Raw genomic sequence first — 21648 nt, 5'->3', positions numbered from 1 at the left:
GGCGGGAGTTGCTACACTAAAGGGGACTGGAGACTTATATAACGGATTTTTTTATATTTTATAGTAGGAGGGGTTTCGAATGGCTATTGGCGAAGTAACCGTAATTCCGATCGGAACAAGCAGCACCAGCCTCAGCAGCTATGTTGCGGATATGCAGCGCGTGCTGGAGACAGTGGCAGGTATAACTTACGAGCTGACATCCATGGGCACAATTATCGAGGGACCGCTGGCGCGGATTCTGGCGGCCGTCGAAGCATTGCACGAGTCCCCTTTTACTGCCGGAGCGCAAAGGGTGTCCACCTCACTCAAGATTGATGACCGGCGCGACAAGCCCTCCACAAGCCGCAGCAAGCTGGAATCGGTGGAGCGCAAGCTGCAGGCGGAATAGTTCTGAATAATTACAGCATACAAGGAGCGTGTCCTCTATGGCGGCAATGAATCAGCAGGTCGGGATACAGTTGTATACACTACGGGATATGGCCGAAAAGGATTTTCTGGGCACACTGCGCAATGTGGCGGAGATTGGATACAAGTCGGTGGAATTTGCCGGTTATTTCGGCGTATCGGCTACCGAACTGCGCAGAACGCTGGATGAGCTGGGGCTGGCGGCTCCTTCGGCACATGTCGGACTGGATTTCAGCAGCCTGGAGAAGATGCAATCGGCGTTATCCAGAGAGATTGAATATGCCCGGGAGGTGGGGCTGGAGTATATCATCACGCCTTCGGCACCGCTTCCGCAGCATCCGGCACTGGACGATGTGCTTGCACTGGTGCCCTTCTTTGAAAAGGCCTCTGAACTTGTGCGGGCGGCGGGTCTGAAGTACGGCTATCATAACCATGACTTTGAGTTCAAGCAGGTCAACGGGCAGGCTGTGATCGACATCTGGCTGGAGCGGATTCCGGCTGGAGATATGGTGGCTGAGTTTGATTTGGGTTGGGTGCATGTAGGCGGTGCCGTACCGGCAGAATATGTATCCCGTTACGCCGGGCGCGTTCCGCTGGTCCATATCAAGGATTTTGGCGCGGGCCATGAAGAAACCGATCTTGGAAAGGGCCAGGTGGACTTCGAGAGTGTCTTCAAGGCTGCGGATGACGCCGGTATTCGGCACTATATTGTGGAGCAGGAGGTCTTTGCTTCGTCCTCTCTGGAGAGCGCAAGGCTGGCGCTGGATTACTTCCGCAGACGGGGAATGCTGGGATAACTTTGAGGGACTCGATTTCCCTCCGCAGCGCGGGGCCTGTAGAAATCACGGGCGCCGCACTGTGAAAGAATGGGTTGCGTTTTTCCCCAGACGGGGTATAATGTATTTTGTTTGACAGAAAAAAAGCTTTAAGCTGGTGTAGCTCAGGGGTAGAGCAACGCACTCGTAATGCGTAGGCCGGGGGTTCAATTCCCTTCACCAGCATCCTCGCTTAAAAATCCCGTTATATCAACGTTTGTCAGCGTTGAATGTGACGGATAGGCAATCGTTAGGGCTACGCATTCCGGACGACAATTCGGCAGTGCGTGAGCGGTGATTTACGGTAAATACGGAGCCTCCTACGGTAAAATGTGGGAGGTTGTTTACGTTATGGAAGACGCACAACAGAAAGGGAAGACAGCGCTAATTAAAAACCGCAACAGCCGCCATGTTGAGGGGCCGGAATCGACGTCACTAGACATAGCATTCGACCTGTTCTACAGCGCTAAACGGACGGAGGGTGTGCGCGATCGTACATTAAGTGATTACCGCAGCTACTGGAGGTACTTTCGAGATTGGTTAACGCTGGCACATCCGAATATTACCGAGGTTAGACAGGTAACCACCGCCATTATCCGCGCTTATGTTGAGTACATGTCGTATGACCGCACACGCTATGAAGGTGTGGAGCATCGGAAACAGGACGGGAGCAAACTTTCCCCGGTAACCGTTGCGTCCCGACTGAGGGCATTGCAGACGATGAGTAAATTTTGGGAAGACGAGCAGATAGTCAGTACCGCCCCAACTAATAAGATAAAGGCTCCGCGTAAGGATACCGAGGATAAGTCCGTAATCAGCGATGAGCAACTATCTGCCCTCCTAAACGCGGTCGATACGAGTACCTACGCTGGCTATCGCGATCACACGTTAATGATGCTCCTCGCGGACTCCGGATTGAGAATTAATGAGGCGCTGCAGCTTGAGGCATCGTATTTGGATATTCCCTCGCGCTGTATACGACTTCCTGCGGCGCTGAACAAGAACCGCAAGCCTCGTATCATACCGCTGTCGCCGGCAGTCTTACGGGAGCTAATAAAGCTCCTGGAGGAGAATCGTGCGCATATAGATACTGAGTATTTCTTCATATCAATTTATGGAGAACCTCTAAGTGCGGGTAGCTTCCGGAAGCGACTAAGACATTACGCGGAGATCGCAGGTATTGATACGAAAGAAACGCGCGTATCTCCGCACCGTTTCCGCGATTACTTCTGTACAAGTTACCTTGTTAACGGCGGTGATCTGTTTACGTTACAGAGGATTGTTGCACATGCCGATATCAAGACAACGCAAGGATATGTGAAGCCGAACGAAGGTGCGATAAGGGACAATCATGCGCAGTATTCGCCACTATCACGTATGGCAATAAAGAGGAAGAAATAAAGAAGCGCCCGGCCTCCGGATTAACGGGGATCGGGCGCTATTTTTGTGCATATATCGCACGTTTTGCCTACGTACAGCCGTGAATTAGCCGCGCTAGGGCAGTCCGAGGGTAAGCGTAAGGGTACGGGCGTAAGGCGCTAATTTGACGGGGAATCGCCGCCTTGACCTCGCGCAGCTCACGTACGGTCATTTCGTCGGGCCGCTTCGCTGCGCCAGTTGACGGGACCGTGTGCGGGGAGGATACGAATTCTGCGCGATCGATTTCGGCAGGAAGCGTAAGCATTTCGAAAATCTTACCGGACTCAAATTTAGCGACGTCGCTAAATTCTCCGAACTGCTCGTACGCTGCAATAAGTCTGCTTGACGTGGTTGCGTGGAACCCGAAAGAGTCACGCGCCCAAGCGCCAAACTGACCGTGAACCAAGTCGTTCTCCTTTACGTGCTTTAACCTCCGCCCGATCTCGAATATTGCTTCGCCGGCCACTCGTTTGTATGCGTGGATTTCAGCGGTTAGCATGGGGAGATCGGAGGATAAAAAGACCGCTACCTATTCGGCGCGGTTCCCTTCATCTATGTATTCGATCAAATCTCCAGGAAGTACACCCAATGCACGGCACAGCTTGTCTAGTGTCGGAAAGTCAATTCGATTGTTAGCGTTATTAGCGAGCGCCTTAATCGTATTTCGATTAATTCCGGAGATTTCTACAATATCCTTCTGCTCAAAGCCCCGCGCTTTCATAAGCTTATCCAACGAAAATCTAATCACAGAAATTCCTCCAATAAATTAGCGTAAACTAGTTGACAACATTACGATGAGGCGTTAAGATGAAATCAAGTTAACAAGTAATCTAGTTTACATGATATCTTGTCAAATAGTTATACGCCGATTGTACCATAAGGTTTCACCATTATAAAGGAGGATTTCCGCAATGCCTAATCTGATCTCATTAATTACCGTTGAAGTTTCCCCTTCGCCATCCCGCGCAGGTGTTCACGTTGCACCTCGTAATCGCCGCGCAATGTTAAAGGCTGCGCTATGGCCTACCGTTAAGGCGGTCGTAACTATCTCCGCGATTCTATTCCGCGAGCTGTTCTTGTAACCGCCTGACGAGTAGCGCTGCGGGGCGCACGAAACCGGGAACGCCCGGTCGCGGGAATCCGCATTGCAATCATATAATAGCCGTCGGGCTTAAAACGCGGAGGTCATTCATGGCACAAAAGATTGAAATTGGATACGCACGCGACTGTAGAACCGGCAACTTCATCGTCACAAAACTCGATTCAACTTTCCACGCAAATAGTAAATTCCGCCGCCAGCAAATTGTCGTCCTTCCTGGCGCATTTTTCCGCGCATTGCCTTCCATTGATCGTAGGTCCGTCGCTAATGTTATTGAAATTACCGCTAACCAGGCGCATGAACTCGGCTTTATCGTCCGCGTAGAAACGGAGGTCGCCGCACATGAAGTATGCGCGTAAACTCGCCCGTAAAGAACGACGCAGACTGTACGTCCGCGAGGTTAATAATGGCTGGGCTGAAATCCGCTTACGGCCGCAAGGTGTACGGCTTGGATAACGTACGACGTCGTACCGTTCACCTTCGATGATGGCGCGCGAACGCCGGAGAAGACGATTAATATCATTTTAAATGAGGGTACTACCGGACCGTCTTCGCGCTAACGTTGACGGCCGTAGGGTGTAGGTTCAACCGACACCCCTTTCCGCGCCTACCGGTTACAGACGGAGGGATTGCCTCGCGGGTCGCTTTACCGAAGTGCCATACGCCAATATGGACCGCTACTCTTCGGGTAACAACGTAGGAAGCGCCAAATTCTTACGGAACACTTATGGACGGCTCCTTTTATCGGGCGGGGGCTGTCCGTTTTGCTTTATACCGTTATATACGTGAATCACGAACATACGTTTCATTTATTTCATAAAAAGAAAATGTTTACATACGCAGTATGTTGGGTTATTTTTATCCAGAAAGGAGGCGCGTCTAATGGACCCAGGCGAAGGTGCAGTCGAATTTATGCGTGAGATCACGGAAGGCATGACGCTGGAAGAGGTACGTGACCTTTATCGGCACATGATGCGAACACCGCCGGACGACGCGAAGGTAAAGCGCTGCGCGACGTGTAACTACTACTTCCGCGATAAGACACGTCCTGGCAACGCGAAGGTCTGCGGACCCTCTTGTAAGACCGTACGGAAGACGGAGCAGAAGGCGGACCAGCGCGCGAAAGCAGACGAAGGAAAGCCGAAGAAGCCACGCCGGCACGATACGGAAGCGCTTCTGCGGAGGTTATGGAACCGCGAGAAACCGTACGATCCGGACAAGCTGGCGCAGATGTACGCAGCAAGGGAACGGAAGCGTAATATAGGCGGGAAAAAGAAGCCGATACGCCGCGTAGATTACTGAATTTTAGCTGGCGACATAATACATAAGTGAGAGAGATGTCTTCGTACCGTCTGCCTGGCGGTGTGAGGGCTTATTTTATTTACACGTTCAGTTGCGTGAAAACAACCTAATCAAAAGGAGCGATGAGAATGCGGTCTACTCGAATCCCTAAAGGCTATACGCCCGTTACTTACGAGCAGCTTGCGTACATGACCGGGCTTTCCGTTAATGAAATGAGACGGTGCGCTGCTGACATGCAGGTATCCGGCGTTCTGCGTCTGATTAGTGATGGGCGCAATCTGTACTACAAACTCAATCTCGGAGAGGCGGCGAGTAATGGCTAAAACTGTCGATCGTCTATTTGAACTCTACATTATTCAAAATACGCACTACCTCCTACAGTTTCGGGGCGGTCATTACGCGACCTTCACCGAACGGGATAAACCGCTGCGACGCTTCCACCTGACGAATCACGTTGACGGCAAGACGACGGTAGGCACATTCGCCGGGCGTTACCTGACGAAGTTCTTGACGTTTGACGTAGACTTCCCCGACCTGGGAACTGCGAAATGGGTTACGTATAAGCTGACGGCCGCACTCGATTCCCTCGGCGTACATAAATACGTGATCTCATTTAGCGGGAACAAGGGTTATCACGTTGACGTGTTTTTCGACAAGGCGCTGTCTATCGAAGTAACCCGCAAGCTGTTCGACCTGACGCTTTCAATTGCGGATATCAGCGCGGTTAAGGGCGGCGAGGTTGAGTTCCGGCCGTCCGGACAACAAGGCGTTAAGCTGCCTCTCGGTGTACATCAAAAGACCGGTAACTATTGCGGATTTTGCCGCGTTGAGGAAGGGCTGCGCGTTATGAGTCCGGAAGAATCAGCGGCTTATCTCGCTACGATTGAAAAGATGGACCACGCGTTTATTCTCGATACCGTAGCCGCCAGCGACGAGTATGCGCAGGACACACGCGCAGCCGTCGAAATGGAGACCGCGATTAGCCGGCACAAGCAGCTCGTCACGTACGACCAATCGGAAAGCTACACACTTTCCCGCGCAGCCGACATCTACGTTAACGGATTACCCGGCCCCGGTCAGCGGCACAAGTCGTTCCTTTTACTGGCGCGCCTATTCAATCACAACGGCGTTGAGAAGGACGATGCGCTCGCGAATATGTACGAATGGTTCGCCTGGCAGAATCCGGAGTATTACGCTTCTGATTACGAGTTCTGTGCGCGAGACCTTCGGGAATGCGTCGAGTACGTGTACGACAAGAACCTGACGCTAACGATGGAGCAGCGTGACCTATCGGTTACTTATGGCGAAATCAACGGCATAATCCGTAACTGTCCGCAGAAGAATCATAAGGCGCTGGCCTATGCGTTGTTAATCCACTCGAAACGGTGGAGCAGCGACGACGGTACGTTCTTTATGACGTTCGATCAAATGGCGGAAGCGGCCGGCATTGATAAGCAGACGGCATTCCGGAACATCGGAAAACTGAGAGACGTCGGCGTTATCGAGATACTGCAGCGCGACCAAAGGCGAAGAGGAACGGTTATGAAGAAGCCGAACGTCTACCGTATGCTACTGACGGAAGAAGGCAGCGTCTATGCGGTTGTAAAAGGTTCGAGCTTGCCGGCGTGCCTGACCTATTTCTACGAGACGGCGGAACTTAGGGCTATGTTACCGCGCCGTCAGTTTGAAGCGCTCATTACTGATATTCCTGCTTGAGTTCCTGTAGTTCAGATAAGATAAATAAACCTATTAATAGGCATTTCGTACACGACAAAGAGCGGCCATAACCTGGCGGCTTATTTTTGTTTGGGGAGGGAAGTAGATTGAGCCTAGTTAACAGTGATAACCTGCGTGAAATCCGTACGTTACTCGGCCTGACCTCGCATGACGTCGCGGAGTTGGTCGGAGTTAGCGCACAGTTCATACGGATGTGTGAGACAGGAAGCCGTAAGCTGCCCGGCCAAAGGGCGAAAGAGATCGAGCACGCGCTCAATATCGACGCTGACAAGCTGACGAGAATAAGCGAGTTAGGCGCTCTTATCCGAAATAAATGCAAGTAGAAAGGAAAATAAAAAATGCACATTGTCCATGAATTGAATATCGAAGGTGAAACGGTGAACGAATGCGTCAGCGTATACGATTCGGCCGCGTCCATTAAGCCGCGCGAGTCATTTCCGCGTTCATACCCGGTCGAGCTGCTACGCGATCCGTTCCAGTCTGCAGCCGAGTCGCTGTCTATTGGCGCAGCTAGGGCGGAGAAATTTGCTAAGAATACGCGGCTAACCTTCTCATCTACTGTGCCGGGCGTCGCTGAAATGTTCGCGGAGGAGTGGGCGCGCCAGTGAATGAACGACAGGATGACGCGCGGTTATATTGCCCGTATTACAAACCGGATAGTACCTGCGCGCTGCTACACGCAATGACGAAGACAGATAAGCGCTGTAAGGTAATGCGCGGCGAGGAGTCGATTCCCTGCCGATACCTTAACACGCAGGTAGCCAAACGATAAGGGGCGATGATTATGAGCGGTAGAATTCGTGTTCTCTCAATTACGCCGATCGAGTACCACCAGCGCATAGTCCGTATAGTCAACGAAGATACCGGCGAACGACGGGAAATTATCTACGGTGAGTCCGTGTCCGACCGCTGGATACTCCGCAGAGCTCCGCTATGCTGGAAGCAAGCAACGCCAATAAAATTTAAAGGGGAATGAAAATAATGTTCATTGAATCTAAAACGCATAACGGAGGTCCGGAAACCGGAGAATCACTCTCGCAGGTCGGCCCCTCCATCGCAACAAGCCCGCGCGCACCGAAGAAAGCCGGAGCTCCTCGTCAGCAATTAGTTCCGGGCGTTATCAGCTCATATTTTCCGGAAAGAGCCTTCGGATTCATTAAGGTGCGCGGCCTGCGTGATCATTTCTTTCATATAAGCGCGCTTTCTGACGATTCCGACACGCTGTACATGACCGTAGGAGACCGCGTAGAAATCGAAGTCGGAACGGATAAGAACGGTCGCCCATGCGCCACATTTATTAAGCTGGTGGGCTAATGACGGACCGCCTTCCGGACGACCGGATCACATACGCGCACCTTGCGATTGTTAACCTGCAGGACGGACGGATTGCCGCCGGAGCTCGCTTGTCGAAACGCTCGTACCGGCCTGATGGCGGTGTTCTATATGAACCTTACGCCGTGTGCTCGCTGTACTACGACTCAGTACGCAATAACTCAACGCGCCAGGCAATCCTGGTAATCGCTGCGGATATTCTAGCCGAGGTCGATCCGGCTACGGAGTTACTTATCATCCGGGCTAATACGCCACACTTCCGCAGGTATCGCGAGCTGGAGGCGCTTATTAACGCCTATTCACTTTCGCGCGGAGTCGTGGTAAAGGTGGCGCACAAGCCCGGCATCGAGCGTAGCATACCCGAACTGATGGCGCTGGCTAATGATGCTATTGAACGAAAGGAGAGCGTGACATGTCGCCTCTATTAATCGCGGAGTACATGACGTTTGACAGCATAACGCTGTTCTGCGTGGACATTTACGGCGCGGATGGCTTCCTCGTACAGCCGTTTGTACTCGCGATATCTGACCCGAGTGTGTGTATTTGCGCTATGCGTGACTTCGCGGAAGATCGCCACATCGACGCGTTTGACGTGTGGACGGCTGACCGGGCGTTATATGGCGCGTGCATGGGAGAGCCCGGCATAACTGTATTCGCCAAGCATCCAAGCGACACGTACACAGCCGCCCGCCGGAACGTCGAGAGTGATCCGGACATATTCCGCGACATGTACGTGCCGCAGCCGGTCGAAGAAGCGCCGAAGCTTCCTCCGTTGCCGAAATGGCGAGCGCGGATAGCAATCTATGTTAGAAAACTACTAACCAAAATCGAGAGGGCGGATAAGTATGAAATTTACTAAAATAGAGGATTTCCAACGGGAGCAGGACGCGGTATCCAGTAAGCGAGGAGCCATCCAGCGAGAACGTGACTCTGCGCTCGAGAAGGTTCAGGCGCTCAAGGCAGAATATGCCGCGACTATGGCTCGTTCGTTTGAGACTGGCGCGGATGTGACGTCCAAGCTTGACAGCTTAAGCGATCAACTCGCAGCCGCCGAGAAAGATTTCCGCCGTAAGGACCTCGCGGTTACGATGAGCGCCGGAGTCAAAGCGAAGATGCCGGCTGACGAGGTTATGCTCGCGTGGAATACGGAGTATCTGCCGAAATATCGTACGGAAGTGTTCAACCCGTTGGTTGATGCGCTTGAAAAGGCCCGCGACGAGTATTACAAGGCGTATGCCGCGTGTTCTGCGTCTGTACAGGCGGTCGAGAACGAGCGGCAAAGCGTTGTCTATACGCTCGATCCTAACTACGGACTGAATAACCGGTATATCTACAAGCTGCAGAAGCCGGACTATTTCAGCAAGACAGCACGCTATGTCATAAAGCCCGAGGATATTCAGAAGCTTGCGGTCGGCGATAAACCGGACAATGCAGATTTGAAAGGCGGTGCTTAATATGAATTACGCTAAGCTACGCGAGATGGAAAAGCTCTGCAAGGGCGACCCGCAGAAGATGGCACGCTACGCTGCCGCAAAAAGTGATTATGACGAAACGATCGCAGCCATGTTTACGGAGGATTCCCCGATTAAATTCGTAGGCAGCCCTAACGAGGATTACGTTAAGGATGCGGAAGCACACGCGGCCAAAACCGGGGACGCTGACGATATTAGCCGCGCCGCCATTCTTCGCGATCGCTACGAAGCGTACGAAGACGATAAGACCACGCACATGGACCTGCGCACAACGGCAACGAGCTTGCGCGCGAAGCTGCTGAACGGCGATGAACTCACGCCGAAGGATGTACGGGACGCCTGGCGGCTTGCTAAGCTTAATTCATCGCTCGATAACCAGGCACTTTACGCCAGGGTTAAACGTGAGCAGGCTAACCCGTCAGAACGGCCGCCAGCGCCGGGAGTCGTAAAGGTAACGGCCGAGGACGTAGAGGCGGCGAAGGAAGCAGCGCAACGAAATCCGAGCCCCGCTGTAATGGCGCGTTGGATTAACACAAAACGTGAATACGAAGCACAAGCGGAGGCTTCCGAGTAATCGGGGGCTTCTTTATTTATAAGGGGGAACGTACATGGACGAATTGTATCGGATTAATATCGAGGGTATCCTGACGCAAGCCGGCCTACTTGCGCAGGTTAATGACGCGATCGGAACGGACGAAGGGAAGGCGGAGGCTATCCGCGAATCACTACGCGGCATCCTGGGCGCAGCGCAAAATATTGGCATCATTCCGGCCATTCAAGCGATCGAGGAAGAAATCGCGCTCGATATGATTACGCCGATTCTAGCGGAGGTGCTGTGTAAATGACAACGGGTGGTACGAGCGTAGGTGAAATACAGGCACGAATAACGCTGGAGATGACGGAATTCCGCAGGCAAATGGACGAAGCGCGTCGCAGAATACGCGAGCTCGAAGAGGATAGCCGCCGGGGTGCGGACGGAATGCGGGATATGTCGTCGGCACTGGCGGGCATAGGCGCAGGGGCGGCGCTGGGTAAGCTCGTATCTGAAATGCGCCAGGCTGTTGATGCAGCAACGAAGCTGTTTAACGCGTTCCAAGGGCTTAACGCGGTTGCGAAAGGATTCGGTGTGCAGACTAAGGACGCGCAGGCAGCCGTACAGGAGCTGGCCTCTCGCGGTTTCCTATCGCTTACTGAGGCGGCATTGGCGTATAAGACTGCATTGTCAACCGGCCTCGGACTGGAGCAATCGACGAAGCTTATCAACTCACTCGCGGACTCAGCGGCCTACAACCGGCAATCTTTTTACACAATGGGCGGCGCGATACAAAGCTCGCTAGACGGAATCAAGAACGGTAACTCCGTACTCGCGGATGCCGTAGGGGTCACTAAGAATCTCAGCATCATGCAGAAGGAATACGCGGCTTCAATCGGTACAACAGCCGGGCGCTTAACTGACACACAGAAAATACAGGCGGCATATAACGGATTCATTAACGAGGGTGCATTCTTCGTTGGGAACGCAGACGAGGCCATGCAAGGGTTCACCGGTACACAAGCGCGATTCACGCAGGCGACTAATGAGGCATCCGTTGCATTCGGCCAGGCGTTCACTCCGCTATTCCAAACGGTACTTGAAACATTGACGCCTACGATTATAGCCCTGGCGGATTTCGTTACTCAGAACAAAGCGATGGTTAGCGCTATGGCCGCGACTTCGGTCGGCGTGCTGGGTCTTGTTACGTTATTAGCGACCGTGCCTCCTGCGCTGAAATTAATATCGCTAGGATTTAAGGCGGTAGAACTATCGGCCGGACCGGTCGGCTGGATTATCCTGGCGGTCGGAGCGCTGGCGGGCGGCATCGGTTATTTGACGACTGCAAACGCAGAGGCCGAGGCTGCTACGAAGGCACTGACGAAAGCGCAAGCTGACCTTAACGCGGTTCTGGACAAAGCGCCAGTCGACCGTACACAGGCCGATATCGAGGAATTACGCTCGAAAACGGAAGAACTGAATCCGGTCCTCGGAGAACGCGCACGGCTACAGGAGCGGCTTAACGAGCTGAATGCTGCGGAGAAAAACGGTACATGGATGCCGGAAATGTTTTCGGAAACTATGGACGTTAACGAAGCAATCGGCGAACTGGACGAGAAGCTTGAAAAGCTCGGTTATACCGGCGTTGAACAGGCGACGGAGAAACTAGGCGAAATGAATGCGTTTGTCAAAGCGGGGACAATCGCCATTACCGACCAGGAGAAGGCGGAAGCTGCAGCGTTGGCAACACGTAAGCAAACACTTAAGGAAGCGTCTGCGTATGCTGCCGAGTTTAAAAAGCTAAATGCTGCGCAGGAGCTCGACGCTTCGCAAAAAAACCGCCTTGTCGACATCACAGAGAAACTTATAGAACAGTATCCGTCACTTAATGCGCAGCAGGGCGAAGACGGCCGGATACGTGCGGACAATATCGACGTAATCATTGCGCAGATTAATGCTGATAAAAAGTTTACGGATGAGTCCGCCGAGCACGCAGCGCTGCGAATTCGTAACTATGCGAAGGAAAAGCAGGCAATGGCGGACTCGGTACGGTCGCAGATCGAGAATCTGACGCGGCTAAGCAACGCACTAGCGGTCGTATCTGGCGCAAAAGCGAGTTCATTCGCGGACGATATAGCGGCACGTACCGAACAGGCACGCCGTCAATCTTCCGGCATGGTAGGCGATATTGTTATGAACGGGGCTACGGCTCTTACGGCAATGGTTGCAGGCAAGGCTAACGAGGAGATTGACGCTAAACGTGACGCGCTTTTGAAAGATCAACAACGGAACGCAGACGCAGCGCATGAACTGGAAAAGCTGGCGGCTTCAGTTCAAACAGGGACACAGGACTTTACGAAGGATATCATTGCGCCGGATGCTCCGAAGGCTCCAAAGGCAAAGATGGAAAAGGCCGGCAAGTCACCAGCCGAAATCGCTGCGGAGCTGCGCAAAAAGCTGTACGACCAGGATCTCGCCACGATTCAGTACCAATCGGAGTTCTATAACCTAACCGCCGATAAGCAGATCGAGAAGTACGAAGCGTTAAAGAAAAAACACGCTGCATACCTCAAAGAGTCCGTCGATGACGCGCGTACCCTGTCGCTACAGCTAAAACGCTTATCCGAAGACAGTGTAAAATCACGTTTCGCTTTCGCTGAGACTGCGATCGACCAGGAAATGAAGCGTCAAGAGGACGCAGGAAAGTCGGAGCGGGAGATGGCGAACAGTCGGCTTTACATGTGGAATAACGTACTTAAACGGTACAAGGCCGGCAGCGAAGAGTACACGAAAGCGGACGAACAAGCGCGCCAGGCTCGTAAGGATGTCGCCTCGGCTACGGAAAAGGAAACAAAGGATACGTACGATAAGCGCACGGACCTCATCGAGAAAGAAATACGCAGGCTGGAAGACTCAGGCGCGACAGAGGCAGATATCGCAGCGTACAAAGTTGCGGAGTGGACGAAGCTTCGCGGCCAGTATTCGAAGGACAGCGAGTTTTACGAGAAAGCGGACGAACAGCTATATCAAGCGCGGAAAACTCTCATAGACAATACGTCCAAACTGGCGGAGGCTCTCGTCAAAGAGGAAAAGTCCCGCATTGATACCGCTAAGAAGGCGGACCTGGAAGCGATCGAGGCGCGCAAAGAGGCGTATGTTACTGCGCAGGACGAGAAGATTGCCGCCATCGACGAACTGCTCGCAAAAGAGCAGGAGCTTAATACGGATGTTGACTACGGAACAGCGCTCGCGGAGAAGAACGCCCGGATAGCTGAGCTTGCTTCGGCAGTTGGACCGGAAGGAATCGCTGAGCGTGAGCAAGCGATCAAAGACCGCGACCGTATGGTTCTCGAGCATGATCGAGACTTACGTAAGCGTGAGCTGGATTCGCAAAAGATCGCGTTACAGAAAGAGAAAGAGACGCAGCTTACGGCGTACGAGAAGGAGAAAACGGATGCCGAGGCGCAGTATGACGCATTGTCTGCAGCCTTTGACGCGTATTCTGGCGACATCAAAACGATAGAGGCCGGCATCTCTGCGTTCCGTATCTCCGAGTCTGCTTCGGCCAATGCCGCGATACTGACCGACCTGGACACGTTCATCGCGCAGTATAACGCGAAGATGGGCGCGATTACGGGAGCGAAAGCGGCTCCGAGTAATAACGTAGTATCCGCGTCACCAATCGGAGCGCTCGCGGGGATTACGTTAAGTCCGCAGCAGCAGGCGGCACTCTGGCACGCGATCCCAATTCCGCAGGCGGCCGCGAAAGCACCATCATCTCCTACGCAGATTACGATTCATAATGATTTCGGCGTGGGCCAGGTGACGCTTACAGATAAGGCGGATATAGGAACGTTCTATAATGAACGGACTCGCGCAGCCTCGCGAACACAAAGTACAGGAGGTAAGACCGTATGACGGAACATTTTAACGTTTACGATAAGAACCGGCAGATCGTCGGACACCTAGTATCCGCGTATGAAGTGACGCGGCTGCGGCGGATTAATTCAGAGGACGCGCTTACGTTCCTAGTGCCGATGGCCTCTGATGACTACCGCGATAAGATTCAAGTAAAGGGACATGTAATGGATGAGCGCGGCCAGTATTATGTCATCAACTCGCGTAAACGAATCCGGGACGGCCTCAAGCTAACCGCGCAGATATCGTGCCAACACGTCATGTTTAAGCTCGGAGATATCCGGATGCCTTACGCGTCCTATATTGACGAAGCGTACGGTATACCTATTTCAACCCTTCTCGACAAGATCGCAGGGGCCAGCAATGGCCTCTTTTCTTTTGTCATAGAAGATTCTTTTGACTTGTTCGACGTTAAAAATTGGGGTAACGGTACTGCGCTCCAGGCGTTGAACGATACGGTTAACTTGTACGGCGTCGAGATTGAACCGGATAACTTCGTAATTCATGTCCGGAAGAAGATCGGCGATGCTAACTCCGCGCTACAGTACCGTATTGGTAAGAACATCGTATCCTCTGATTACCAGGACGACGGAACCGCACTTGTTACCCGGCTATATGCGACGATGAAGGACGGCCGGACGTGGATCGGTCAACCGGCGTCAATCCTAACAGCGGACGAACAGGCGCGCTTACTTGCCGCTAACCCTGGCGCGATCGTCGGCGGTCTGCTTACGGTGAACTATCTTATCTCGCAGTATGCACCGGTATGGGCGAGTACCGGCCTTCCGTATTTGGACGGCGAGATTACGGAGCAGAACATAACGGAGCCGGCAGAACTGCTGACGAAGGCACGCGCAGCTCTCGCGAAGATGGAGCAGCCGGTACTCGAAATGACGCTGCAGCAGGCGGACTTATACAAGCTCGACGAGAGCGAACCGCGTCCGGACCTCGGCGATACTGTAACCTGCGTTGACCCGGACTTAGAGCTCGACCACGTAACCGCGCGAATTATCGAGCTTACGGAATATCCGTACTCGCGGGACCGACACGCGCAGATTACGATTGTGAACGTCATGCGTAAAGACGGCGCTCAGATAGCGGCTGATTTGAACCGCGCGAAGCAGATCATTAACGATGTGACGAGCGGTGGCCGTATCCGCGCAGCAGCGTTCGAAGAGTTCGCCAGGCTTGCGGTTACCGACGTTAACGCGAGTAAGACGGAGATTAAGTACGATACGCGCGGAATCATCCTGCAGAGTAAGGCGGACGCTAACGATCTAGTCGCGCTGACCTCAAACGGGATTATCGTATCAACCGACGGAGGAGCAACCGCACGGACAGCGATTACGGCCGCCGGTGTAGCTGCGGAACAGGTTATCGGACAATTCGGTAATTTCGTATCGATGCTCATCGGATCGGGTAACAACGTCGTACAAATCAATCCGAACGGTATCGCAGCCGGACACGCTACCTTCGAGAGTGCGCCGTTCCGAGCGTACATGAACGGGCATATTGTCGCGCGGGATATCGAGTTAACCGGGCGGATTGATAACAGCGAAATGTATTCGTCCGTGATTAACGCCGGTACGATTAACGGGGCTACGATTAACGGCGGCAGCATTAACGCGGGAACGGATATTAACGTTACGCGAAATGCGCGGATCGGTGATACGTTGTTTATGGGGTTGGCTGGCGCGGTTAATGACCGGCGTATTGAGTTCGTCGATCCGAGCATTTATGAAGCGTATGTAGAATTTACGGCAGCAATTAGCCAGTTGAAGATACGATCCGGTAACGATCTGCGGATAGACGCTGGCCTTGATCTATTTCTAAAGGGCGATAGAATTATCTTGCAACCAGGCTCCGGCGGTGCTTATATCGGTTCTGTAACTCCCGGAAATCGTATCGTGGTAGGTTCGGAGATAGATTACGTTAACCTACGTCTGGATAACCTGGGAACATCGTTGTTACTTTTGGCAGGACGTGTAGCGGCGCTAGAGAGCGCATAATCCCTGTTCATCCGGGTGTCTCTTGGATATACTTAATATAATTACTATATCTGGGAGGCACGTAGATGAAAAAGAAGATTATCGGAATAGCGGCGGCTGCGCTATTGTTAGGAGGCTCGATCGGATTCGCAGCGGCATCATCTCCACTTATCGGTGCAAAGGTGACTGGTCTATTCACACTGCAGTATACGGATAAGACGAAGATAGCGGACGCGGTTATTATTAACGGATCAGCTTACGTTCCCGTCCGAAAATTGGCGGAAGCAACCGGAACGGAACTGACGGTAGAAGGGAAGACAATAACGTTGGAAGATAAAGCGAGCGCGACGGTTACTCCGGTTGTGGGTACTGATACCACTAAGGTCCAGGAAAGAATTACAGCGCTAGAAAGTAGAGTCAAGCTTTTAGACGAGGCGATTGCAAAGGAAGAAGCTAATATTCACTTAATGGAGACGCAGGAACAGCAAGAAGGCAAAAGGAAATATATAGAGGACTTAAAAACAAGACGCACAGAAGCGCAGACAGAGCTTACGCAACTAAAGGCGCAGCTCGGCGAATAACAAACGCTTGGGTCACGTTGTCCCTGTCATTATACGTACACATTACGGCCGTCCTTCGGGGCGGTCTTATTTGTCGTGTACGTTTTGCCTATTAATAGGTTTATTTATCATATCTAGTAAAGGGGAAATCAGTATGAAATCATTAACAGCGGGTCAGCACACGGCCATCCAGTACTTATCGTTACCGAAAGCCGCACGCCCATCCATTGACGAAATCGCAGTCGCCGCGAATGTAAGCCGCTCAACTATCTACGCGTGGCAGAAAGACCCGGACTTCATTGCGGAGCTTAAGGCGCAGATTGTTCGCAATAACCTCGATATGCTGCCGGAACTAGTCGCGGCCCTTCCGGAGATCGCAATCCGCGAGAAGAACGCAGCAATGGCTAAGCTCGCGTTACAGGTTCACGGTATGCTGACGGATAGAGTCGAAGTACAGGCGCATGTCAGTCCGCAGGTTACCGACGTTGAAGCGCTTAGAGCCCGCATCGAAGCGTTGAAGGTCCGTCAACATGGCGCGGAAGAGTAAGCGTGGCCGTCCGGTTGCTCCGCTGGATGAACGCCATTACCGGGCTATCGCGCTGCTTGCGGATGGGCGTATGAATTACAGTGAGGTAGCGCGGACGTGTGGAGTTGAACGCCGGACGTTGCATCGTTGGAGACAGCGTAAGGACTTCGATAGGGAACTGCGTAAGCTGAGCGCTAAGCTCGTGAATGAATGGAGAAGAACATCGCGTGAACGTATGCGCCTTAGAACAGCGCAGGATATGACGTGGTATTTCGACGCGATCGGAACAGCGTAACATTGAGTCCGTTAGGTAGATCGACCGTGTTATCGTGGCAAAACGCTGCGGTAGCGCGGCCTTTTCTGCGTTTATACCGGGACAATTAACGTCCCATTACTGGACAAAAGGCGATTTCTTCTGCACGAGGCTCGGACCGGACGGCCCCTCGAAAATTTCAGGGGGTCGGCGTTCTGGCGCTGCATAAACGTATGTATATACGCAATCGGACTCTGTGCATAAATTGCCAGCGCTATAAACGTGATAACAGCGCCAATCCGCACGGTTATAAGGATCGCGGAGTCCGACCGCTGGAAATGTATATGCAGCGTATAAGGTACGTTTATGCAACGAGTGAACAAACGTAGGCGTGGCGCGGGTTTGCGGCATGTACGTAGGGCCTACGCAGTAACTATGCGTTGGTCACGAAATGAATATCGTATACATTACGATTATATTACGCTGCACCGCGCTAAAATACCCCCAAGGCCCCCTGCGTCAGGGCCGCATTCTGCTGTACTCAAAATCCGCGCAGCATTTTTAACCCAGGGAGCCAATATATGTAAATGACGCACTTTTAATTGCGGACAGTCTGCGCTATAATGGAGAGTACGTAGGACTTCGTAGAAAACGTAGGTCACCGAATGAATGTCCGTTATAGGCTACGTATAGCTATCGGAACACTAACGAGCGTCTAGCGGTCTCGTAATGCGTAGGCCGGGGGTTCAATTCCCTTCACCAGCATCCTTAATAACTCAATCATGACGCGGTTTTCCGGGATTTCGGGGGGCTGCGTTTTTTTATGTTCTTCTACCATTCTTATAGATTCTTGGAACAAGTGATCTGAAAGGGAATATATGGAACCATGGTGGTGTAGTGGTTTACATTAAGAATGTTTTTAGCGTAACAGACAGAATGGGCAGTACAGAACATATTAATTGAAAGTTCTATATTTATAATTGTGTTGCAGAAAAAATTTACTTTTCTGCAACTTTTTCTTTATTTTAGCGTCATGTAAGAGGATGTTAAATTGTGTAAATAGGAGGATTTCTCTGTGGTAAAGAGAATTTTTGTTATTTTCGCTATGACTATAGGATTAATGGTATCTGCTGATCAGTCCTATGCCCGTCCCACTGAGTTACCGCCAAGTAACGACCGTACGGATGTGGTCTATGTTAGTGAAAATGTAGTAACACTGGTTGACTATATTAATAATAAAGCAGATATAGTTGATTTACAGACAAAGATAACCACAAATATTTCGGATGGTTCAAATACGATCCTAGATGTAAAGGTTATAAAAAATCCTCAAAAAATAGTGCTGCTTCAAAAGGGAAACGGAAATAAAATTTCAAAAACAGTATTCTCTTTTAGCGGAAATCTTATTAGCAAGACTGAGATCGCTCTTGAAAATGCGGGAGATAAAATCAGATGGGTAGCTCCTACAGGCACAACAAACGAACGAATAATGGTTCAATCTAATAATTCCTTTAGCCTGTATCAATACCCGTGGACTAAACCAAGTGTGAGCTACAACGCAAAGATCGTTGATGTGGGATATGAAAGTGTATCAGTAATGGATTGGGAATTTGAGGGGTATCCTAATTTGGCCATTAAGTACCATGCGCAAGGTATAATGAGGGATGATTATTTCGTTAAAATGGTCAATCTTTATTCAAAGAATGAAGCTTCACTCAAGGACTTTAATTCTGATTTTTTAATTAAAACTAGCGGTAATTACCTTGCAGCATTATCCTCTTATACCTATCAGGCAATACCGGGAAATGTAATCCGCCCCTCAGCCAATGACTCTCAAAAGGTATTTCGTGTAATCAATAAATCCACTACAAAGGAAACTGCTTCTATAAAAGAAGTTTTTAAACAAGATGGTGACATTTCCGGGTGGAAAACAGAATTAATTAACGGTCAAGTATTTGTAGGGGATTTACTGGAACACACATGGTCCTTGTTTTCTCAAGAAGGAGCTATACTTTTAAAAAAACAGGACTGGCCTAAAAATGGTGCCACGAAATTTTTGTACTACAACTTAAAATCACAAACAGCATATTTTCTGGATTATTCATCAGGTGAGATCTCAATAATGGAGAAGCCTTCGAAAAAATAGAACGGAAACGGGGAAACGGTATATGTGGCGTAAATACATACTAATTTTTACAAGTCTGCTTGTGGTCTTCGTAATGCTTCTACAGCCTGGAGCTGCCCATGCGGCGGATAGTGGAACGATAACTGCAGACAGCGGCATCCAAGAAAAGCTGATAGAAAAGTATGGACTTGATGATTCCAAACCTTCTTCTCAACCCGGCTGGGGCGGAGTGGATATAGGTATAAGTGAACCTCTTTCGCTCGTGCTTTCCATATTCAGGGTGATTATTAATCCATATGCGTGGGTGACTCCGGGGTTCATCCATTATTTGTTTTACCAATAAAGACAGTAAAAGTTGCATAGAACCCCATAGAGTCATACAATACAGTAGTAGAAAGCACACACAATGCGCAGGCAGGGGCTTCATGCCCCTTCGCCGGCATCCCGATAAACAATAGGCGGCGCGGCTTTCCGGATGTTCGGGAGGCTGCGTTTTTTGCTCTTCTGGAGAGGGGAATAGGCACAAGATGAAATGTCTCACGGTCCGGCAGCCTTGGGCGACCTTAATTGCTCTTAAGGAAAAGCAGTTCGAGACCCGTTCCTGGAAAACGGCATACCGTGGTGAACTGGCTATTCATGCCGGGATGGGGATCGACAAATCCGCCTGCAGGCAGGAGCTGATCCAGTCGGCTTTGGCACGGCATGGATTCAGTGCGGACAACCTTCCTCTCGGAGCCATTATCGCTACAAGCCGTCTGGCCGACTGCTACCAGGTGACGGATGAGGATGCCGGAGCGGGCTGGCCGGGCGGCAATGAATTTGCTTTTGGCGATTATTCACAAGGGCGCTATGCCTGGAAGCTGGAAGAGGTAACGGCGCTTGCCCATCCGATTCCCGCAAAAGGCAGGCTGAGCTTCTGGGAACACCCTGTGCTGGAGGGAGAGCAGTGACCCGCTGGGGCTGTACAACCTTTTGGCATAATCGGAAAATTTATTTAGCGGCCCAAGCCATTATTGGGTATGAACCGGCTGACTCGCGGGTAATCTTCTTATAAGGCCGTTGGTGCAGCCAAGTGAACCCCGCGTGATCATCAGGATGATAAGAAAGGGCGTATGCATAGGAAATGGGAAGTCTCCTTATTGCGTGGCTTTGTATGCTGTGTTTGTATTTTTCGTTCGAGGATAAGGTTAGCCGGAAAATTATCTTTCCCGTGGCACTGGTCGTTTTTTTCGGAACCCTGGGCTATTGGAAGCTTTTAATGTAATCTTTATGCAATTATAAGCTTGTTTTCAGGTTAAGGATATATATTGAATGTACCAGACACTCCCCAGTGTTTATAGATAGCTTACAGGGTCCTGCCAACTCCCATGGCGAGGCCCGTTTTTTTATTTTGTTTGGCTGACCCTAAGTATTTATATACAAGAGGAATAAATGTGATGTTTTTCACAATAAAATCCGAAGAATTATTATATATTAAAATTGAAATATTAAAGATTAAAGTGTAAGAAAATAAAGCACCCCAAAGAGGAGAATGATGATGAGTCATGAAGGAAGTCTCCGCCGTGGTTTGGCATTTGGTCTATTTTTGAGCATTCCGTTATGGATGTCGATGATTGGCTGGATTCAACTGCTGTAACATACCAATCAGCTATATTCGCATTGTCTGATTACGAGAGCGCATATAGCATACATAGAGGTGGATCAAGAACTGCTTACGGTTGTTTCCGTGGCAGTTCTTTTGTTATATTGCAAGTATGCAGAATAGTACTCGTATAGTTCAAAAATACTATTTTTTAATATTTTAAATTACGGATAAAATACAGGTTTGGGACGTTTAAGAGTAACTCTTAGATCTGATGCTATTCGTATCCCAGAGTGAAGCTATGGTGTGTGAAAGCTATAATCCCTTATGTATAAAGGGGTTGTCCATAATCTGTGTATGCCAAGCACTTGGGAAAATACTAAAGGAATAGATTGACAATAGGGGTATCTGAGGGATAAAATGGAACTAGTTCAAAAGTAACAATTGTCATAGACTACATAAGAATCGCCAAATTACACACCATCATGTATAAACGCAAACTGTTCGAAAGGACAGGACGCAAAGTCAGGAATCTAATGCCCGCAAGCAGGGGCTATGATCGTCCGGCCGCCGTGAAGCTAAC

The 21648-nt window shown here is 50.8% G+C and carries 27 protein-coding genes, 1 tRNA gene and 1 riboswitch; of the genes, 26 read left to right on the top strand and 2 right to left on the bottom strand.

The genetic code is table 11. The annotated features are described in order from the left end of the window. The first annotated feature begins 79 nt into the window (after positions 1-79). From A3844_RS25705 to A3844_RS25690, 4 genes are all read left to right on the top strand, one after another. Positions 80-388: an MTH1187 family thiamine-binding protein gene (locus tag A3844_RS25705; protein WP_074108890.1), complete on the top strand. Its 309-nt coding sequence runs from the start codon at positions 80-82 to the stop codon at positions 386-388. Positions 389-425: 37 nt separating this feature from the next. Further along, positions 426-1202: a sugar phosphate isomerase/epimerase family protein gene (locus A3844_RS25700; protein WP_074108889.1), complete on the top strand. Its 777-nt coding sequence runs from the start codon at positions 426-428 to the stop codon at positions 1200-1202. Positions 1203-1334: 132 nt separating this feature from the next. Continuing rightward, positions 1335-1406: transfer RNA gene (locus A3844_RS25695), tRNA-Thr, on the top strand. A gap of 165 nt (positions 1407-1571) precedes the next feature. Then, on the top strand, positions 1572-2621 hold the full coding sequence (locus tag A3844_RS25690; RefSeq protein ID WP_074108888.1) for a tyrosine-type recombinase/integrase: 1050 nt from the start codon (positions 1572-1574) through the stop codon (positions 2619-2621). Positions 2622-2688: 67 nt separating this feature from the next. On the opposite strand, the gene A3844_RS25685 is transcribed toward A3844_RS25690, so the two are convergent. Further along, a complete protein-coding gene (locus A3844_RS25685; protein ID WP_074108886.1) occupies positions 2689-3138 on the bottom strand; it encodes a DUF3102 domain-containing protein in 450 nt (149 codons plus the stop codon). A gap of 30 nt (positions 3139-3168) precedes the next feature. Further along, positions 3169-3387 carry a helix-turn-helix domain-containing protein gene (locus tag A3844_RS25680; protein WP_074108885.1) on the bottom strand — a complete coding sequence of 73 codons (219 nt, stop codon included), beginning with the start codon at positions 3385-3387 and terminating at the stop codon, positions 3169-3171. 443 nt (positions 3388-3830) lie between these two features. Between A3844_RS25680 and A3844_RS25675 the strand changes: the two genes are divergently transcribed. The 22 genes from A3844_RS25675 (at position 3831) to A3844_RS25575 (ending at position 20433) form a co-directional block, all read left to right on the top strand. Then, positions 3831-4097, top strand: a complete 267-nt coding sequence (locus tag A3844_RS25675; protein ID WP_074108883.1) for a hypothetical protein — start codon at positions 3831-3833, stop codon at positions 4095-4097. 523 nt (positions 4098-4620) lie between these two features. Next, entirely contained in the window at positions 4621-5040 is a 420-nt protein-coding gene (locus A3844_RS25670) for a hypothetical protein (protein WP_074108882.1), read from the top strand. A gap of 128 nt (positions 5041-5168) precedes the next feature. Continuing rightward, a complete protein-coding gene (locus A3844_RS25665; RefSeq protein WP_074108881.1) occupies positions 5169-5363 on the top strand; it encodes a hypothetical protein in 195 nt (64 codons plus the stop codon). Next, a complete protein-coding gene (locus A3844_RS25660) occupies positions 5356-6756 on the top strand; it encodes a TOTE conflict system archaeo-eukaryotic primase domain-containing protein (RefSeq protein WP_074108879.1) in 1401 nt (466 codons plus the stop codon). Before A3844_RS25665 ends, A3844_RS25660 begins: the two co-directional genes overlap by 8 nt. Positions 6757-6863: 107 nt before the next feature. Continuing rightward, positions 6864-7100: a helix-turn-helix domain-containing protein gene (locus A3844_RS25655; RefSeq protein ID WP_074108877.1), complete on the top strand. Its 237-nt coding sequence runs from the start codon at positions 6864-6866 to the stop codon at positions 7098-7100. Between the two features lie 15 nt (positions 7101-7115). Further along, a complete protein-coding gene (locus A3844_RS25650) occupies positions 7116-7385 on the top strand; it encodes a hypothetical protein (protein ID WP_074108875.1) in 270 nt (89 codons plus the stop codon). Further along, positions 7382-7549 carry a hypothetical protein gene (locus tag A3844_RS32885; protein WP_167374738.1) on the top strand — a complete coding sequence of 56 codons (168 nt, stop codon included), beginning with the start codon at positions 7382-7384 and terminating at the stop codon, positions 7547-7549. Before A3844_RS25650 ends, A3844_RS32885 begins: the two co-directional genes overlap by 4 nt. A 12-nt stretch (positions 7550-7561) precedes the next feature. After that, positions 7562-7753: a hypothetical protein gene (locus A3844_RS25645; protein ID WP_074108873.1), complete on the top strand. Its 192-nt coding sequence runs from the start codon at positions 7562-7564 to the stop codon at positions 7751-7753. 5 nt (positions 7754-7758) lie between these two features. Then, entirely contained in the window at positions 7759-8091 is a 333-nt protein-coding gene (locus tag A3844_RS25640; protein ID WP_074108871.1) for a cold shock domain-containing protein, read from the top strand. Beyond that, positions 8091-8537 carry a hypothetical protein gene (locus A3844_RS25635; RefSeq protein WP_074108869.1) on the top strand — a complete coding sequence of 149 codons (447 nt, stop codon included), beginning with the start codon at positions 8091-8093 and terminating at the stop codon, positions 8535-8537. Before A3844_RS25640 ends, A3844_RS25635 begins: the two co-directional genes overlap by 1 nt. Continuing rightward, positions 8522-8968 (top strand): hypothetical protein, encoded by a 447-nt coding sequence (locus tag A3844_RS25630; RefSeq protein ID WP_074108868.1) that lies wholly within the window; start codon positions 8522-8524, stop codon positions 8966-8968. The genes A3844_RS25635 and A3844_RS25630 overlap by 16 nt, the downstream gene beginning before the upstream one ends. Further along, positions 8955-9563 (top strand): hypothetical protein, encoded by a 609-nt coding sequence (locus A3844_RS25625; RefSeq protein ID WP_074108866.1) that lies wholly within the window; start codon positions 8955-8957, stop codon positions 9561-9563. The genes A3844_RS25630 and A3844_RS25625 overlap by 14 nt, the downstream gene beginning before the upstream one ends. A 58-nt stretch (positions 9564-9621) precedes the next feature. Then, complete coding sequence (locus A3844_RS25620; protein WP_143192159.1) at positions 9622-10155, top strand: hypothetical protein; 534 nt, start codon at positions 9622-9624, stop codon at positions 10153-10155. 34 nt (positions 10156-10189) lie between these two features. Next, entirely contained in the window at positions 10190-10426 is a 237-nt protein-coding gene (locus tag A3844_RS25615; protein WP_074108862.1) for a hypothetical protein, read from the top strand. Next, positions 10423-14031, top strand: a complete 3609-nt coding sequence (locus A3844_RS25610; protein ID WP_074108860.1) for a hypothetical protein — start codon at positions 10423-10425, stop codon at positions 14029-14031. The genes A3844_RS25615 and A3844_RS25610 overlap by 4 nt, the downstream gene beginning before the upstream one ends. Further along, positions 14028-16040: a phage tail protein gene (locus A3844_RS25605; RefSeq protein WP_074108858.1), complete on the top strand. Its 2013-nt coding sequence runs from the start codon at positions 14028-14030 to the stop codon at positions 16038-16040. Before A3844_RS25610 ends, A3844_RS25605 begins: the two co-directional genes overlap by 4 nt. Before the next feature lie 65 nt (positions 16041-16105). Further along, the gene (locus A3844_RS25600) at positions 16106-16600 is read left to right on the top strand and encodes a stalk domain-containing protein (RefSeq protein ID WP_074108856.1); all 495 of its coding nucleotides are present in this window, start codon (positions 16106-16108) and stop codon (positions 16598-16600) included. A 70-nt stretch (positions 16601-16670) separates the two neighbouring features. Then, positions 16671-17126 carry a phBC6A51 family helix-turn-helix protein gene (locus tag A3844_RS25595; RefSeq protein ID WP_244169854.1) on the top strand — a complete coding sequence of 152 codons (456 nt, stop codon included), beginning with the start codon at positions 16671-16673 and terminating at the stop codon, positions 17124-17126. After that, on the top strand, positions 17110-17400 hold the full coding sequence (locus A3844_RS25590) for a phBC6A51 family helix-turn-helix protein (RefSeq protein ID WP_074108852.1): 291 nt from the start codon (positions 17110-17112) through the stop codon (positions 17398-17400). The genes A3844_RS25595 and A3844_RS25590 overlap by 17 nt, the downstream gene beginning before the upstream one ends. Before the next feature lie 1033 nt (positions 17401-18433). Next, complete coding sequence (locus tag A3844_RS25585) at positions 18434-19504, top strand: hypothetical protein (protein WP_074108850.1); 1071 nt, start codon at positions 18434-18436, stop codon at positions 19502-19504. A 22-nt stretch (positions 19505-19526) separates the two neighbouring features. Continuing rightward, positions 19527-19826 (top strand): hypothetical protein, encoded by a 300-nt coding sequence (locus tag A3844_RS25580; protein WP_074108848.1) that lies wholly within the window; start codon positions 19527-19529, stop codon positions 19824-19826. 184 nt (positions 19827-20010) lie between these two features. Beyond that, entirely contained in the window at positions 20011-20433 is a 423-nt protein-coding gene (locus A3844_RS25575) for an ASCH domain-containing protein (protein WP_074108846.1), read from the top strand. 1116 nt (positions 20434-21549) lie between these two features. After that, positions 21550-21640, top strand: a riboswitch (cyclic di-GMP riboswitch). Positions 21641-21648: the final 8 nt, after the last annotated feature.

This window comes from Paenibacillus helianthi, from assembly GCF_001909055.1.
Taxonomy (GTDB): Bacteria; Bacillota; Bacilli; order Paenibacillales; family Paenibacillaceae; genus Paenibacillus_AQ; species Paenibacillus_AQ helianthi.
The sequence above is the reverse complement of the archived record's forward strand: the minus strand, read 5'-3'. Positions and strand labels throughout refer to the sequence as shown.

What these genes read in the sequence shown, in the direction of transcription:
- A3844_RS25705 (WP_074108890.1), top strand. Translation starts at nt 80, where the DNA reads ATGGCTATTGGCGAAGTAACCGTAATTCCGATCGGAACAAGCAGCACC.
- A3844_RS25700 (WP_074108889.1), top strand. Translation starts at nt 426, where the DNA reads ATGGCGGCAATGAATCAGCAGGTCGGGATACAGTTGTATACACTACGG.
- A3844_RS25690 (WP_074108888.1), top strand. Translation starts at nt 1,572, where the DNA reads ATGGAAGACGCACAACAGAAAGGGAAGACAGCGCTAATTAAAAACCGC.
- A3844_RS25685 (WP_074108886.1), bottom strand. Translation starts at nt 3,138, where the DNA reads ATGCTAACCGCTGAAATCCACGCATACAAACGAGTGGCCGGCGAAGCA.
- A3844_RS25675 (WP_074108883.1), top strand. Translation starts at nt 3,831, where the DNA reads ATGGCACAAAAGATTGAAATTGGATACGCACGCGACTGTAGAACCGGC.
- A3844_RS25670 (WP_074108882.1), top strand. Translation starts at nt 4,621, where the DNA reads ATGGACCCAGGCGAAGGTGCAGTCGAATTTATGCGTGAGATCACGGAA.
- A3844_RS25665 (WP_074108881.1), top strand. Translation starts at nt 5,169, where the DNA reads ATGCGGTCTACTCGAATCCCTAAAGGCTATACGCCCGTTACTTACGAG.
- A3844_RS25660 (WP_074108879.1), top strand. Translation starts at nt 5,356, where the DNA reads ATGGCTAAAACTGTCGATCGTCTATTTGAACTCTACATTATTCAAAAT.
- A3844_RS25650 (WP_074108875.1), top strand. Translation starts at nt 7,116, where the DNA reads ATGCACATTGTCCATGAATTGAATATCGAAGGTGAAACGGTGAACGAA.
- A3844_RS25645 (WP_074108873.1), top strand. Translation starts at nt 7,562, where the DNA reads ATGAGCGGTAGAATTCGTGTTCTCTCAATTACGCCGATCGAGTACCAC.
- A3844_RS25640 (WP_074108871.1), top strand. Translation starts at nt 7,759, where the DNA reads ATGTTCATTGAATCTAAAACGCATAACGGAGGTCCGGAAACCGGAGAA.
- A3844_RS25635 (WP_074108869.1), top strand. Translation starts at nt 8,091, where the DNA reads ATGACGGACCGCCTTCCGGACGACCGGATCACATACGCGCACCTTGCG.
- A3844_RS25630 (WP_074108868.1), top strand. Translation starts at nt 8,522, where the DNA reads ATGTCGCCTCTATTAATCGCGGAGTACATGACGTTTGACAGCATAACG.
- A3844_RS25625 (WP_074108866.1), top strand. Translation starts at nt 8,955, where the DNA reads ATGAAATTTACTAAAATAGAGGATTTCCAACGGGAGCAGGACGCGGTA.
- A3844_RS25620 (WP_143192159.1), top strand. Translation starts at nt 9,622, where the DNA reads ATGGCACGCTACGCTGCCGCAAAAAGTGATTATGACGAAACGATCGCA.
- A3844_RS25615 (WP_074108862.1), top strand. Translation starts at nt 10,190, where the DNA reads ATGGACGAATTGTATCGGATTAATATCGAGGGTATCCTGACGCAAGCC.
- A3844_RS25610 (WP_074108860.1), top strand. Translation starts at nt 10,423, where the DNA reads ATGACAACGGGTGGTACGAGCGTAGGTGAAATACAGGCACGAATAACG.
- A3844_RS25605 (WP_074108858.1), top strand. Translation starts at nt 14,028, where the DNA reads ATGACGGAACATTTTAACGTTTACGATAAGAACCGGCAGATCGTCGGA.
- A3844_RS25600 (WP_074108856.1), top strand. Translation starts at nt 16,106, where the DNA reads ATGAAAAAGAAGATTATCGGAATAGCGGCGGCTGCGCTATTGTTAGGA.
- A3844_RS25590 (WP_074108852.1), top strand. Translation starts at nt 17,110, where the DNA reads ATGGCGCGGAAGAGTAAGCGTGGCCGTCCGGTTGCTCCGCTGGATGAA.
- A3844_RS25580 (WP_074108848.1), top strand. Translation starts at nt 19,527, where the DNA reads ATGTGGCGTAAATACATACTAATTTTTACAAGTCTGCTTGTGGTCTTC.
- A3844_RS25575 (WP_074108846.1), top strand. Translation starts at nt 20,011, where the DNA reads ATGAAATGTCTCACGGTCCGGCAGCCTTGGGCGACCTTAATTGCTCTT.